The following is a 13733-nucleotide window of genomic DNA, read 5'->3' as shown; positions in this document are numbered from 1 at the left end:
CAACATCATTCGATACATAAATCCCCATTTATTTCCCGGGAAAAGACAAGTTTATCGTATTAATCTTCGTAGTCAACCAATGTAACAACTTCAATTCCGGAAAGCTTATTACGTCCAGCAAGCTCAACCAATTCAATCAAAAAGGCTGCGCCTACCACTTTACCACCAAGCTGCTCCACAAGGCTAACCGAAGTAGCTATAGTACCTCCTGTTGCTAACAAATCATCAGCAATTAATACATTTTGTCCAGGTTTAATGGCATCCGTGTGAACAGCAAGTGTGTCTTTACCATATTCAAGATCATACCCAACCTCGATCGTCTCATATGGCAGTTTACCGCTCTTACGAATCGGCACGAAACCTACGCCCAATGCATAAGCAAGAGGTGCGCCAACTACAAAACCACGTGCTTCCGGTCCTGCAATCACGTCAATTTCTAAGTGAGATACAAGAGCTTTCAGGGCATCAATCGCTTGGCGGTATGCATCACCGTCTTTCAACAAAGTGGTGATATCTTTAAAACTAATACCTTCTTTTGGAAAGTCAGGAATCACGCGAATACTATCTTTAAAATCCAAATTTTTCATCTCCTAAAAGTTTTGTTAGCATATGCTACTTTGAGTTCAGTTCGACAAAACTTACTTCGTAAGCATCCGCTTTGTTTTGTTTAGCATATGCTTCAGTGAATTCGGTTCGGCAAAACTTGCTTCGTAAGCGTCTGCTTTGTTTTGTTTAGCATAGGCTACTTTGAGTTCAGTTCGACAAAACTTACTTCGTAAGCATCCGCTTTGTTTTGTTTAGTCTTTACGATACGCCTAAACGGCGTGACAACATCCAATCCTGTAGCTCAGACAAGCTACCTTCCATGAAGTACCGCTCCATTTCCGCCATCTGCCCCAGTCTAACGAAATGACTTGATGCTGTAAGGCTTTTTGCAGTGGGCTGCGTAATAAAGGTCACACTTCCTTGACTTCTTTCGATAAAATCAAGTTCTTCGAATACATCTAGCATTTTACTAAGCATTCGAATACTTAACGAGGATTGTCGACTTAGCCGGAGCAGCACTTCATGTTCAGGTGTTGCAACAGCTGTGATCGAAGCCAGCAACTTATAAAGTATTTTAAAATGATCCCGTGTCGGAATGATGAGTCGTTCACGACCATCCTTTATAGAATGCAATAGCGCGATATTATCAGCATTAGGAAAAACATTAAGTAACGCATCTAGTTGTTCAGGAGTCTCCGGCATATCCAGTAGACATAACAGTGAGACATGCCCTGATTCCTGAATCGAATCATCCTTATTAGCGGCGCTAATGCCAGCTTCTTTATCATATACCCAGAAGGACATTCCTATCAATTCAGTCTGTGGAGCCATACGTTCGCTCTGGAACACTGCCGCGGCACGATATGTGACGGCACCACTATAGGGAAGTAGCAGCTCTCTAATGTGCGCAGCTTGCCGTACAGCGTCAGCAGCACCACGAAGATCAAACAATTGAGCCTCCTGTACAGATAAGTCCTGTAACATCAACTGTGGTTTTCTAGAGCCATTCCACTCGTTAATCGACAGTTCAGCCAGCACATTGATCATGGTCCCTACAGGGAGCAGCTTAGCCAAATCCCCTTTACCAAAAGCTAAAGCTTCGATCGTGCTCTTTCCCTGCTGCAATACGATCTTCAAGTGTTTTCCTTCTTGCCCCATTGTTCGTGTCTCTTTCACTGTAGCCCCGTGAATGATAAACTTTGGCAATGGATTTGACATCCCGAAAGGTGCAAGCCTTTCCAATTCAAGCGCGGTCTGAAGGGACAAATCGGAAATCGACACTTCTGCATCAGCAGAAGTAACAGGAACGAAATGCTCCGGTGTCAACACATTAGCAGCGTATTGATTTAATGCCGTAGCAAAGGCTTCTATGCTATCTCGATGCAGACTCATTCCCGCTGCAGCCGGATGACCACCGAAATGATCCATTAAGTTAGAGCAAGAGGATAACGCCGCATATATATCAAGTCCAGGAATGGAGCGGGCAGAGCCTTTACACATACCGGTCTCCGGATGAATATCCAGAATTATCACAGGCCGATAGTAACGCTCCAGCAGTTTGGAAGCCACTATACCTACCACACCCACATTCCAGCCATGTTCAGCAAGAACTATGATATCTGGTATCTCCCCGCGCTGAGTTAACTGCTCCAGTTTTGCAGTGGCCTCCACTACAATTCTTTCTACAACCAATTGGCGTTCTTTATTGAGCAGATCAAGTTCCCCAGCCAGTTGCTCTGCCTCATCAGCATGCTCGGTTGTAAGCAAGGCTACTGCCCGTCCAGCATGATCCAGACGACCACTCGCATTGATACGAGGCGCCATTCCAAAAGCGATATTAACCGCACTCACAGTACTCATAGTCACCCCGCTGACATCGAGTAAAGCACGAATACCAGAGAATCTAGAATTCCTCATACTAGCCAAACCGTTTCGAACAATCTCGCGATTCTCACCCAGCAGCGGCATTAAATCCGCTACAGTGCCGATAGCAGCTATTTCCGCCCATTCTTTGGGAGTTTCCTCCCCTAACATAGCCAGTGCAAGCTTATAAGCTACACCTACACCCGCCAATCCTTTGAACGGATAGGGACAGTCGGGAAGCTTTGGATTAATCAGGGTGTAAGCTTCTGGGAGAAGCTCTGGTGGCTCATGATGATCCGTAACGATCACATCGATTCCGATTTCATTAGCGTAAGCAATCTGATGATAGGCGCTAATGCCAGTATCTACAGTAATAATTAAGGATACACCCTGCTGTAGAGCCCAATCCAAAGCATGATTATGCAGCCCGTAGCCCTCATTAGAACGGTGCGGGATATAAATATCAAAGGAAGCACCTAAGTAACGTAACAAATGAATCATTAACGCTGTACTGGACACACCATCAGCGTCGTAATCGCCGTAAATAAGAATATGTTCTTCTTCTTTTAAAGCCTTTCTAATTCTGGGAACCGCTTCGGTCATTCCTTTTAGAAGGAACGGATCATGCGGAGCTTCCACACCGCCATCCATGAACGATAGAGCCTCATGTGGCGTATCAATTCCTCTAGTCACTAATAGTGAGGATAAGAGCGGAGAAATAGAAAGGCTCCGGGCCATATCCCTTACGATGTCGGGATCGGCTGCCGGAGATTGCCATCTTGTTTTTGAATAAAGCAATAGAGCTCACCTTTCTCTCACCTTGCAAACTACTGAAGCAACGTTGGAATATCATTATCCACCAATTCATAATTACTCTTGTATGGATAACCAGGATCATAGGGAACTACGTCCATATGTACCTCACCAACATGAACAAAACGGTGCTGTAGCAACTTTCTTGCACATTCTGAAATATCCTGTGCTTCCATTACCGTAATACGCGGATTTACACTGATCTTCACTTGCAGATTCACATAATTCCCTTGCTCAAGCGCCTTCAAGTGTTCTACACGAATAACGCCGTGAACACGTTGTACAGTTTCAATAAAATTAGCTGCCTCCTCAGAAGGTAGCTCCTGCGCATTCTTAACCCTAACTGTATTAACAATGAGCAAATAACCTTTACGAAGAATTAAGCATCCTGTTAAAAGTGCGGCAATAGGGTCCATATAGAGTAGAGGATGCCAATAGGTACCACCCATTGATAACGATATCCCAACTAATACTGTGATAGAAGTATATAAACTAAAACGATGACTATTGGCATAGGCAGCATGACTGCCATCACCTATTTTTTTAAAGTACCGATATTGATATTGAAATACAGCTTCTTTAAATACAATAGATAGCAAGACAGTTACAAGTGCAAGTTCTCCGCGAGTGGATGACTGTCCCTCGGTTAAGTCACGGATTGCAGAGAAGGCGATCTGCAGCCCCCCCATAAGGATTAATACAGATAATAGTATTGCTAAAAGTGGTTCCTTATTCCCCCGCCGGTCTTCTATCCGTTGCTTGCTCTTCCTGTTCTCTTCAGAGCGCCACGGAAGAATATCCGCCAATTTAGCTGCAGCATCTGCTCCGGAATATAAAGCATCGCCCATTAATGCCTTGCTACCTGAAATATAGCCAAAACTCCCCTTAGCTACTGCCAAAGTAACATCGCTGATGATCCCTGTCCAAGCAACCGTCTTGCTTTGCGGTGATCGTTCTTTATTCATACGAGGCCCCCCCTTACCACTAGCAAGTAATCTCATGATGATACAATACACATGACATACTACTCCAAAGATTTCGAAAGCCGCGTCGCATTTGACGCGGCTTTCTTAAATTATAAAGTTGATGTTTTTTTCATTCAAGTGTAGCCATGTTATTTTTCTTGAGACATTAACCTTTAGCTGGGCTGCTCTTTACCTTTGTCTTCTCACGCTTCTTAAGCAGTAGCCAGATCGGACTTGCAATAAAGATAGAGGAGTACGCTCCGAATAGCAATCCGATAACCATCGCAAGCGAGAACATCTTAATGGACTCGCCTCCAAGAATTAACAGGAAGAACGCCGCAATAAATACGGTAAATGCTGTGTAGAGAGAGCGCATCAGAGTCTGAGCCACACTCTTATTCACAAGCTCTTTTAAATCCTCGTAAGTTCTCTGTTTACCAAAACGTAAATTCTCACGAATACGGTCAAAGATAACGATCGTATCATTGATGGAATAACCGATAATCGTAAGCACCGCTATAATAAACGTCAAATCCACTTCCAAGCGGAAGATGGAGAAGATTGCAACGACCATAAAGGCATCATGGATCAGTGAAACAATAGCTGCCAATGCAAACCGCCATTCAAAACGAATACTTACATAAATGATAATCCCTAGACAAGAAATGAGAACCGCATAAATCGCATTACGTGCAAGTTCTTTAGACATTTCAGTATCCACGGTGTTAATCTCAAACGAAGCTTTATCGTCCAGCTTCAAGATCTCTGCTTTAAGAGCTTCATCCTGTTGCTCATCGAGCACTTGATCATAACGAACGTTGACCCGTTCACTTCCTAACGTAATGCTTGGCTCACTTGAAATCCCAGTGTTCTCAACTGCTGAATTAACCTCTTCCGATGTCAAATTCTTAGACAGAGAGATATCAACATTAGATCCCGCTTTGAAATCAACGCTGTAATTCAATCCAAAGGTTGCTAGGAAAATCAAACCTGCCACTGTAAGGGCAATGGAAAAAACATAGAAAAATTTACTCAAATGCACGAAATCAAGCTCTTTCTTAAAGCGCACGAATATCACTCTCCTTAACACCGAAACTCTTCGGTTTGTTCAGCTTACCGGCTTTAACAAGCTGGCTAAGCAACCAGTGGGAGAAATATAGATTCGTGGCGATACTCAGAACGATTTCTACGATCAGCACCAATGCGAAGCCTTTGACTGCACCTGTACCGAAGGCGAACATGACACCTGCCACAATAACAGTTGTGACATTGGAGTCCATTACTGTCCGGAAAGAGGATTTATTACCTGCTTTAACAGAGGAAAGTACACTCTTACCACTGCGCATTTCTTCCCTTATCCGTTCATTTGTAATGATATTGGCATCGACGGCCATCCCTATACCCAGAATAAATGCGGCTATACCAGGCAACGTCAATGTGAAGTCTGCAAAGACAAAGACTACAATTAGCAGCCATGTATGCAAGATCAGTGCAAAACTAGCCAAGAGACCTGGCAAGCGGTACATACCGATCATGAAGATAAGAATAATCAAAGAACCCAAAAGGCCGGCTTTGATCGTTTGATCAAGCGATTGTTTACCGAGTGTTGCACCCACACTTTGGGAGTATTTCTCAGTAAGCTTCAGTGGCAACGCACCAAGATTAATAGTGTCAGCCAGTTCACGTGCTTCTTTAATTGTATACTGACCGGAGATAGACGCACTACCGTCGGTAAGTACTGCTTGTACCGTAGGGTCAGATAGTTTGTTCTCATCCAAGTAAATTGCGAGATTCTTTCCTAAGAGGCGCTTCGTAATCTCTGCGAATTTATCCTTGTCTTTGATCTTGATGCTGATGATTGGCTGATTCAGGTTATCCCGTCCAACCTCTGCCGCACCTTCAACAAAGTCACTACCTACCAGTTCGATTTTGCTGTAAGTACCTTCAGCGTCACCTTCAGCAGCACTACGGAAAGTCAGAACTGCAGGCTCCTTCATCTTCTTGCGAACCTCAGCTTCATCAGTAACGCCCGCAATTTTCAAACGAATACGGTCAGTACCTTCAGTTGTAACCTCTGGTTCACTGGTTCCGAGCGCATTGGCCCGTTTTTCCAAACTTTCTGCTGTTTTCAACAGTGAAGCTCGGGACAACGCTGCTCCCGCTTCCATAGGCTCAGCATGGTACAAAATCTCAAATCCGCCTTTCAGGTCAAGACCAAGTCTAACCTTGTCCAGCAGTCCAGGAGTAGTAAATGCCATGACGCCTGTCAAAACGAGCACGGTAATAATAAAGCCCATTAGTCTCTTCATGCTCTAGCTAGTTCCCCTTTCATTCACTCAATATTCCTATTATAGCTACACGTGAAATGACCGTCAATTCACAGCATAGACATAGCTTTACTCACACAAAGAAACGGCCGCCCCTGCTCAAATCAGCAAGACATCCGTTTATATAGGAGATGTGAAGTTATTATTCTCTTACTTTACTGCTTTATAAGGCTTCGGAGCGAGATGTTTATTGTTCAGTTCAACCCCCGATAAGCTGCAAGAGTCAAATAAGTCATGTAACTATTGGCTTTTAAGGAATAAATATCATTTACCAGCTTATGCAAGGGAGGCATTCCGTCCTTATCATAATTACGACTGATACAATCCCAAATATCCTTGCTGGTTACATACTCATAGCCGAGGAGCCGGAATTCTTCAGCTTTGCTGCGGCACATGGCTTCGATTTCTTCACTATGTTGATCATGATTCCACTGTTCCGATTCCACGTGATGACACCTCCAAAGATCGCTCGTGTTCGTATGCTTACCATACGTATTCGACCCAAGTTCTCTTCTTTCCTCCTTCCGTCACAAAAAGTTACAACTACTAAAACAAGGCATGCCGAGATAGGGGTATAGCATATCCATAAGAATAGACAAGTTGGCCAGCGTTTCATTTCATTTGGGGAAGAAGGCGTGACCTTTGAGGAAACAGAGCTTTATACAAGGAACTTTAATTTTGCTTGCCGCCGGCATCATTAATCGAATGCTTGGATTCATACCCCGAATTGCTTTGCCACGCATCATTGGAGCAGAGGGCGTGGGTCTATATCAGCTCGCGTACCCATTCTTTATCGTGCTGGTTACTGTTATTACAGGCGGACTTCCCCTAGCTATTGCTAAGATGGTGGCGGAAGCAGAGGGAGAAAACCGGCCTGAGAAATCTCGGCAAATTTTACGGACTGGCCTTACTCTTAGTGTCGGACTAGGAATCTTCTTTACCATCGTTGCGCTGGTCAGTGCTTCATGGGTCTCCAATGTGATCTTAACAGACCACAGAGTTTATTATACTTTTATCGCCATGATCCCAATGATTGGAATTGTTGCTGTATCTGCGATATACCGCGGTTATTTTCAAGGTAGGCAGAACATGATTCCATCCGCACTTTCTTCGGTTTTCGAGTCTATCGTTCGAATATTTTTTATGCTGTGGTTCTCTTGGCTGCTGCTACCCAAAGGTATCGCTTTAGCTGCTGCGGGGGCGATGTTAGGTGTAACCGTGGGAGAGATTGGCGGAATGTTAGCGATTCTGTGGCAATATTATGTCATCACGAAAAAGGATAGAAAAACAACCCCCATTCTAGAGCAGCAAACAGTTGAGAAGGAAGTTATACCCTCTGATCCAGATGTTGTAAAATCAACCTCCCCGATACTACGGCGTTTACTAGGTGTATCTATTCCTGTTACGGCAAGCCGACTTGTGGGCTCTTTTTCCTATCTACTGGAATCTATAATTACCGTACGTAGTCTTGCATTAGCCGGAATCGCAACAGCCGCCGCGACTGCACAGTATGGATCTTTACAGGGAATGGTTATTCCCTTACTGTTGCTTCCCGGAGCTTTAACTTCCTCCCTTGCGGTTTCTCTGGTCCCATCATTATCTGAGGCTGCCGCGAGAAAGGACTTGCCTACCATTCACAAACGAATGCATCAAGCCCTTCGACTCGCTCTGGTAACAGGTGCTCCCTTTGCTGTTCTTATGTATGTCCTAGCGGTCCCACTATGCAATTTGTTATACGGCAATGCGGACACCGCTCCCATGCTAAAACTAATGGCCCCTTTCGCTTTGTTCCTCTATGTTCAAGCACCCTTACAAGCTGCGCTTCAAGCTATGGACAAACCGGGCAGGGCGCTCATCAATACCCTTATTGGGGCAGTAGTCAAAATCATTCTGATTGTTATATTAGCTTCACAGCCCGAATACGGAATTTACGGCGCAATCATTGCCATCATTGTGAACAGCGTCCTTGTTACTCTACTGCACGGGTACAGTGTGGTTAGTCTAATTTCATTATCCTTACGAATAACCGATACCGTTAAGACCTTATGTGCAATGCTTATTATGGGAGCGGGCATGCGTTATGTATACATCTCCATTCCCATTGCAGATGCACAATGGATTCAATTTTTATTTGCCTCTGCGATAGGAATGGTCCTGTATTTCGGTATCAGTCTATTAGCTGGCCTTATCTCACTTCGTGATTTAGATCGACTACCGTTCATTAAGCGCTGGCTCTAGAATGGTTATCGGGTATCCAAACTGTCAACATAAACTCGGCCTTTATGGTCTATGGAGCAGAGAAATACATCTCGAAAATCGGATACTCCCTTTTGGCGGATCTGTGTTCTCAGCCAGAACCTTGTTTTACCTATCATCTCTAAATTATGATCCTGGACCTTTCCATCCATAATCAGTGGAATAGGAAGTCCTTCATATCTGATTTTGTTCTTTGGCAGCTTAACTTTCTGACTGCTCACACCTGCATCCTCATCGGTCTTATTATTCTCAGCAACTGAACTGCTATTGCTTGTTTGTTTGGAAGATGAATTTCCTTTGTCTTTCTCGAAAACGGTGAGTTGACCACTGGGCTCTAGAATCGCAAATTCCACATCAGCAGGACTAGCGATGTTCTGACCACGTAATTGCTGCAGCAGATCATCAATATTGTACCGTTGTTTACGCATCTCTCCCCGGTGCAACTTGCCGTCAGAAATAAGTATGCTCGGTTTACCGTCCATTAAAAGCCTAACCTTTCTACTCTTAAGGCTAAGCTGAGCAACCAGAACTTGAATGATAACCAATGTGGCCATCGGTACCAGACCTTCGTAAATCGGGCGATTAATATCCTCAATCACAAAAACAGCAATCTCAGCAATCATAATTGAGATCGTTAGATCAAATACAGATAACTTGCCGATTTCCCTCTTTCCCATGATACGCATGCACAGGAATATGAAGAAATACATCAGCACGGTCAATAAAATATGGGTAGTGATATGCTGGGACATATAGCTTCGCTCCCCTCCACTCTCACCCGCAGACTTGTTTTCTCGGGTGGATTAATGTAACCCTATTCTGACCGCTCAGCACAGGGAACATTCGGAAGCTCACATATTAATTAATGGTAAAAGGCTGCAATGCCCATTCTTGTACTATTGGGGCAAGCCTTCCCATACAATGAATAATAACTTATGTAGATTATTTTTCTAAAAAAACTTTAGGAGGTTGTACCATGTATTTAATCCGGCGCCTGTTCTCATGGAGAATAGCCAATCCTGTGTTATCTGGCCTATGTCGATCATTCCTTTGGATGCTGTTTGGCGCGTTTGTCCTCTCTCTTTTATTATGGGGCAGCGGTCTGAAGGAGCAGGATCTCTCAATGTACACTTATATAGTACACGGCATAGCCGCAGCATTTGGAGGTCTAACCGCCGGTCGCAGAGCCACGAATAAAGGCTGGTATCAGGGAAGTCTTACAGGAATCTTTTACGGGATTATCATTCTGTTAATTGGATTTCTGGCACTGGATAGCTCACCTTCAGGTATTGACCTTCTTTGGGTTCTAGCTGCTGCAGCGATTGGTGCTCTAGGCGGAATGTTTGGGGTTAATTTACAAAAAAGCTAAAATTATTATTTCATTAAATTCGAAACATTCCTTGAAAATATGTTAAACTGTGATCATCTGACTTCATTAAGAGATCAAGGAGGCTTCGATTGCTTTGCTTTACCAATCAATGAACCATATTGTTTTGTACACAGTTGCATTAGTAGTGATATTAGTATGGATTGGCGCTCGTCGTAATCCAATCATGGCATTGGTTGAAATCGGGAAAGAGATGCTGCGGTCATATAAGTTTTTGCTACTGATGGCAGGAATGTTTGGTGTACTGGTCTTGAATAAATATGAACTGCAAATTGAAGAGAAAATGCATCTTTCCTCAGATTATACGTCATTTGTATTTGGACTAGAGGGGCATTTTGTCCAAGCTGTTCAGGATATATTCTATAGTCCTTGGCTGACACCTATCATAGTCTTCTTCTACATTTTTATGCTTCAATCTGTATTAGCAGCTTCTCTAGGTGTCTATCTGTTAGATAAGAACCGTGTGATGCTGTATGCAACCTGCTATGCTATTATTATTAACTATGCCGTGGCGATTCCATTCTATCTATACTTCCCTGTGGACGAGGTATGGTCCTATGTACCTGCAGGCGTTAGATTTACTATGCTGGATGTATTTCCGAAGTTTGAGCAGGAGTACCGCCCTTTATCTGGTCTCAACAACTGCTTCCCGAGTCTGCATACGTCCATTTCCGTTACGATGGCACTTCTGGCATTCCGTTCAGGAAACCGCCGCTGGATGGTCATTACGAGTATTTCCGCAGTCCTAATCGTCTTTGGTATATTCTATCTGGGCATTCATTGGCTCACAGATATGATAGGCGGCACCCTGCTTGCAGTCCTTGCTTCTGCAGTTGGTGTACAACTCGCCAGATTAACCTTACGAGGACGCGAAGAATCGCTCACGGTTCGCAGCCGAATAACGGATATGCGTTAAACTCCTAGATAACTATGAAATATGAAAGTTGAAACTTATACTTTCTTATATTTCAAAAAAGCGGTGTCCTCTCTTAACGAGAAGACACCGCTTTTTATGTACTTAAATCAATACTATACTTTCTCCTCCACGTCCGTCGCAACGGAGTGGCTAATGGAACCGCGATCAAAGGTAAGCTTAGTTACATCGTTGACGCGTAGAACCACGATATCATCGGAAATCTCCATGATCGTACCATGAAGACCACCAATAGTAACGATTTTATCGCCCTTTTTCAGAGACTTCAACATTGCATTACGTGTCTTGGTCTTCTTCTGTTGCGGACGAATCAGCAAGAAGTAGAATACTACAAACATAAGTACGAATGGACCTACCAGACCCAGTATACTACCTCCGCCTGTTGCTGCTGCATATTGAAACATATTTCTCCCCCCTTTCAAAGCACATTAAAACATGGACTTCAACGAAGCTTTAGAAGCCTTTAAGATTATCATATAATCCGTATTTAGTAAAAAACTCATCGCGAAAATCAAGCAGCCGATCTTCCTTGATGGCTTCGCGCACTTTACGCATCAAATCCAAAAGGAAGTGCAAGTTATGGTATGTCGTCAATCTAAGTCCGAAGGTTTCATCGGCTTTGATTAGATGGCGCAAATAAGCGCGGGAGTAATTCCGGCATGTATAGCAGTTGCACTCCGGATCAAGCGGCCCGAAATCGCGGGCATACTTTGCGTTGCGTACAACGAGTCTTCCCTGACTGGTCATCGTTGTTCCATTACGAGCAATACGGGTAGGCAGAACACAGTCGAACATGTCCACTCCCCGGATTGATCCTTCCAACAGCGCATCCGGTGAACCAACGCCCATCAAATAGCGAGGTTTTCCTTGTGGCAGCAGGGGAACTGTATAATCCAGCACTTCATACATTAGCTGCTTGGACTCTCCGACGCTGAGCCCTCCAATAGCATACCCCGGGAAATCCATGGAAGTCAAATCTGCCGCGCTCTGACGGCGAAGATCCTCATACATACCACCTTGCACGATAGCGAATAGACCTTGGTCATTTGGACGAGCATGACTTTTCAGGCAACGTTCTGCCCAGCGTGTTGTACGCTCCAGTGACTTTTTCACGTAATCATATTCAGCTGGGAATGGAGGACATTCATCAAATGCCATCATGATATCAGAGCCAAGTGCATTCTGAACTTCCATTGCAACTTCTGGAGACAGGAACTTCTTGTCCCCATTTAGATGGGAACGAAAATGAACGCCTTCTTCCGTAATCTTGCGCATGTCGCTGAGCGAGAATACTTGAAATCCGCCACTATCCGTTAGAATTGGACGGTCCCAGTTCATGAACTTGTGCAGTCCGCCTGCTTCACGAACAATATCATGACCAGGCCTCAGAAATAGATGGTACGTATTGCTCAAAATAATATGAGCATCCATCTCTTTCAGTTCTTCAGGACTCATTGTCTTGACTGTGGCTTGTGTGCCGACTGGCATAAATGCAGGTGTCTCAATCACACCATGTGGAGTATGGACTCTTCCAAGTCTTGCTCCGGATTGTTTGCACGTTTTGATGTGCTCATAAGTAATTGCTGCCATAAGTTAACCCATCCTCTTACCTTAGTAAATAAACATTGCATCTCCAAAGCTAAAAAACCGGTACTTCTGCTCTATCGCTTCTTCATAAGCAGCTAGAATATGTTCCCGACCTGCCAAAGCACTAACCAACATCACCAAAGTAGACTTCGGTAAATGAAAGTTAGTAATTAACGCATTGACTACACTAAACTTATACCCCGGATAGATGAAAATATCCGTCCAACCACTGCATTCCACAAGCGGACCGCCATCACATTGTCTTCCGACAGTTTCAAGTGTCCGACAAGAAGTGGTCCCTACGGCAATAATGCGGCCACCTTGTTCCTTGGTAGCATTTATGGTATCTGCTGTTTCTTGGGACATTACGAAAAACTCTGAATGCATAACATGCTCTTCAACCTTCTCAACTGACATCGGACGAAAAGTACCGAGACCCACATGAAGTGTGATATAAGCAATATTTACACCCTTGGCCTCAATCTGTTCCAACAGTTCTTTGGTAAAATGAAGCCCTGCTGTAGGAGCAGCAGCCGATCCCTCATGCTTAGCATAAACGGTCTGATATCGTTCCCGATCATCCAGTGTTTCCTTGATATACGGAGGAAGCGGCATCGTTCCCAGCCTGTCCAGAATTTCCTGAAAAATACCCTGATAAATGAACCTAAGCGTTCGGCCACCCATATCAGCCTCGTCCTCGATAACAGCACGAAGCTCATCACTAAAAATGATGACTGCTCCTGTCTTAAGCTTCTTGCCTGGCTTAACAAGGGCTTCCCAGCGATCTTCTCCCAGATTCTTAAGGAGAAGCACTTCAGCTTTAGCTCCCGTATCTTCTTTAACCCCAAACAATCTGGCAGGAATGACTCTCGTATCATTCAGAACGAGTGTATCTCCCGGTCGAAAATAATTAATAATATCGGTAAAATGCCGGTGAGCCAGCTCCCCATCCTCCTTATTTACTAAGAGCAGTCTAGAAGAGCTACGGTCAGAGAGTGGTGCCTGGGCAATTAATTCTTCCGGCAAATGAAAATCATATGCATCTACATTCATGG

The 13733-nt window shown here is 44.1% G+C and carries 13 protein-coding genes; 3 read left to right on the top strand and 10 right to left on the bottom strand.

Translation table 11 applies throughout. The annotated features are described in order from the left end of the window. Window positions 1–59: 59 nt before the first annotated feature. From UQ64_RS02245 to UQ64_RS02220, 6 genes are all read right to left on the bottom strand, one after another. Window positions 60–578, bottom strand: coding sequence for an adenine phosphoribosyltransferase (locus UQ64_RS02245; RefSeq protein ID WP_060621909.1), 519 nt, complete (start codon window positions 576–578; stop codon window positions 60–62). Window positions 579–804: 226 nt separating this feature from the next. Beyond that, window positions 805–3207, bottom strand: coding sequence for a single-stranded-DNA-specific exonuclease RecJ (recJ, locus tag UQ64_RS02240; RefSeq protein ID WP_060621908.1), 2403 nt, complete (start codon window positions 3205–3207; stop codon window positions 805–807). Window positions 3208–3236: 29 nt separating this feature from the next. Then, a complete protein-coding gene (locus tag UQ64_RS02235; RefSeq protein WP_060621907.1) occupies window positions 3237–4187 on the bottom strand; it encodes a cation diffusion facilitator family transporter in 951 nt (316 codons plus the stop codon). A gap of 166 nt (window positions 4188–4353) precedes the next feature. Continuing rightward, window positions 4354–5256, bottom strand: a complete 903-nt coding sequence (secF, locus tag UQ64_RS02230; RefSeq protein WP_060621906.1) for a protein translocase subunit SecF — start codon at window positions 5254–5256, stop codon at window positions 4354–4356. Next, window positions 5246–6496, bottom strand: a complete 1251-nt coding sequence (gene secD, locus UQ64_RS02225; RefSeq protein ID WP_060621905.1) for a protein translocase subunit SecD — start codon at window positions 6494–6496, stop codon at window positions 5246–5248. The genes secF and secD overlap by 11 nt, the downstream gene beginning before the upstream one ends. 212 nt (window positions 6497–6708) lie before the next feature. Then, window positions 6709–6960, bottom strand: a complete 252-nt coding sequence (locus tag UQ64_RS02220; RefSeq protein ID WP_042191115.1) for a post-transcriptional regulator — start codon at window positions 6958–6960, stop codon at window positions 6709–6711. A gap of 196 nt (window positions 6961–7156) precedes the next feature. On the opposite strand from UQ64_RS02220, the gene spoVB reads away from it, so the two are divergent. Then, the gene (gene spoVB / locus UQ64_RS02215; protein ID WP_060621904.1) at window positions 7157–8752 is read left to right on the top strand and encodes a stage V sporulation protein B; all 1596 of its coding nucleotides are present in this window, start codon (window positions 7157–7159) and stop codon (window positions 8750–8752) included. 5 nt (window positions 8753–8757) lie between these two features. Here spoVB and UQ64_RS02210 read toward each other — a convergent pair whose 3' ends face one another. Next, window positions 8758–9522 (bottom strand): YetF domain-containing protein, encoded by a 765-nt coding sequence (locus tag UQ64_RS02210; protein WP_060621903.1) that lies wholly within the window; start codon window positions 9520–9522, stop codon window positions 8758–8760. Window positions 9523–9746: 224 nt separating this feature from the next. Here UQ64_RS02210 and UQ64_RS02205 point away from each other — a divergent pair, with 224 nt between their 5' ends. Both UQ64_RS02205 and UQ64_RS02200 read left to right on the top strand, forming a co-directional pair. Next, window positions 9747–10139: a TIGR04086 family membrane protein gene (locus UQ64_RS02205; protein ID WP_060621902.1), complete on the top strand. Its 393-nt coding sequence runs from the start codon at window positions 9747–9749 to the stop codon at window positions 10137–10139. 94 nt (window positions 10140–10233) lie between these two features. Then, window positions 10234–11073, top strand: a complete 840-nt coding sequence (locus UQ64_RS02200; protein WP_245237833.1) for a phosphatase PAP2 family protein — start codon at window positions 10234–10236, stop codon at window positions 11071–11073. A gap of 113 nt (window positions 11074–11186) precedes the next feature. Here the strand turns inward: UQ64_RS02200 and yajC are convergent, their stop codons facing one another. From yajC to queA, 3 genes are read right to left on the bottom strand one after another with little or no spacing between them, the layout of a single operon-like run. Continuing rightward, window positions 11187–11495, bottom strand: coding sequence for a preprotein translocase subunit YajC (gene yajC, locus UQ64_RS02195; protein ID WP_042191123.1), 309 nt, complete (start codon window positions 11493–11495; stop codon window positions 11187–11189). Between the two features lie 49 nt (window positions 11496–11544). Further along, window positions 11545–12681: a tRNA guanosine(34) transglycosylase Tgt gene (gene tgt / locus UQ64_RS02190; RefSeq protein ID WP_060621901.1), complete on the bottom strand. Its 1137-nt coding sequence runs from the start codon at window positions 12679–12681 to the stop codon at window positions 11545–11547. A gap of 21 nt (window positions 12682–12702) precedes the next feature. Next, on the bottom strand, window positions 12703–13731 hold the full coding sequence (gene queA, locus UQ64_RS02185) for a tRNA preQ1(34) S-adenosylmethionine ribosyltransferase-isomerase QueA (RefSeq protein WP_060621900.1): 1029 nt from the start codon (window positions 13729–13731) through the stop codon (window positions 12703–12705). Between the last annotated feature and the right edge of the window lie 2 nt (window positions 13732–13733).

The sequence above is a fragment of the Paenibacillus etheri genome, from assembly GCF_001012825.1.
Taxonomy (GTDB): Bacteria; Bacillota; Bacilli; order Paenibacillales; family Paenibacillaceae; genus Paenibacillus_AQ; species Paenibacillus_AQ etheri.
The sequence above is the reverse complement of the archived record's forward strand: the minus strand, read 5'-3'. Positions and strand labels throughout refer to the sequence as shown.

Coding starts and splice junctions, on each gene's coding strand:
- UQ64_RS02235 (WP_060621907.1), bottom strand. CDS start 4,187: ATGAATAAAGAACGATCACCGCAAAGCAAGACGGTTGCTTGGACAGGG.
- UQ64_RS02205 (WP_060621902.1), top strand. CDS start 9,747: ATGTATTTAATCCGGCGCCTGTTCTCATGGAGAATAGCCAATCCTGTG.
- secD (WP_060621905.1), bottom strand. CDS start 6,496: ATGAAGAGACTAATGGGCTTTATTATTACCGTGCTCGTTTTGACAGGC.
- tgt (WP_060621901.1), bottom strand. CDS start 12,681: ATGGCAGCAATTACTTATGAGCACATCAAAACGTGCAAACAATCCGGA.
- yajC (WP_042191123.1), bottom strand. CDS start 11,495: ATGTTTCAATATGCAGCAGCAACAGGCGGAGGTAGTATACTGGGTCTG.
- queA (WP_060621900.1), bottom strand. CDS start 13,731: ATGAATGTAGATGCATATGATTTTCATTTGCCGGAAGAATTAATTGCC.
- UQ64_RS02210 (WP_060621903.1), bottom strand. CDS start 9,522: ATGTCCCAGCATATCACTACCCATATTTTATTGACCGTGCTGATGTAT.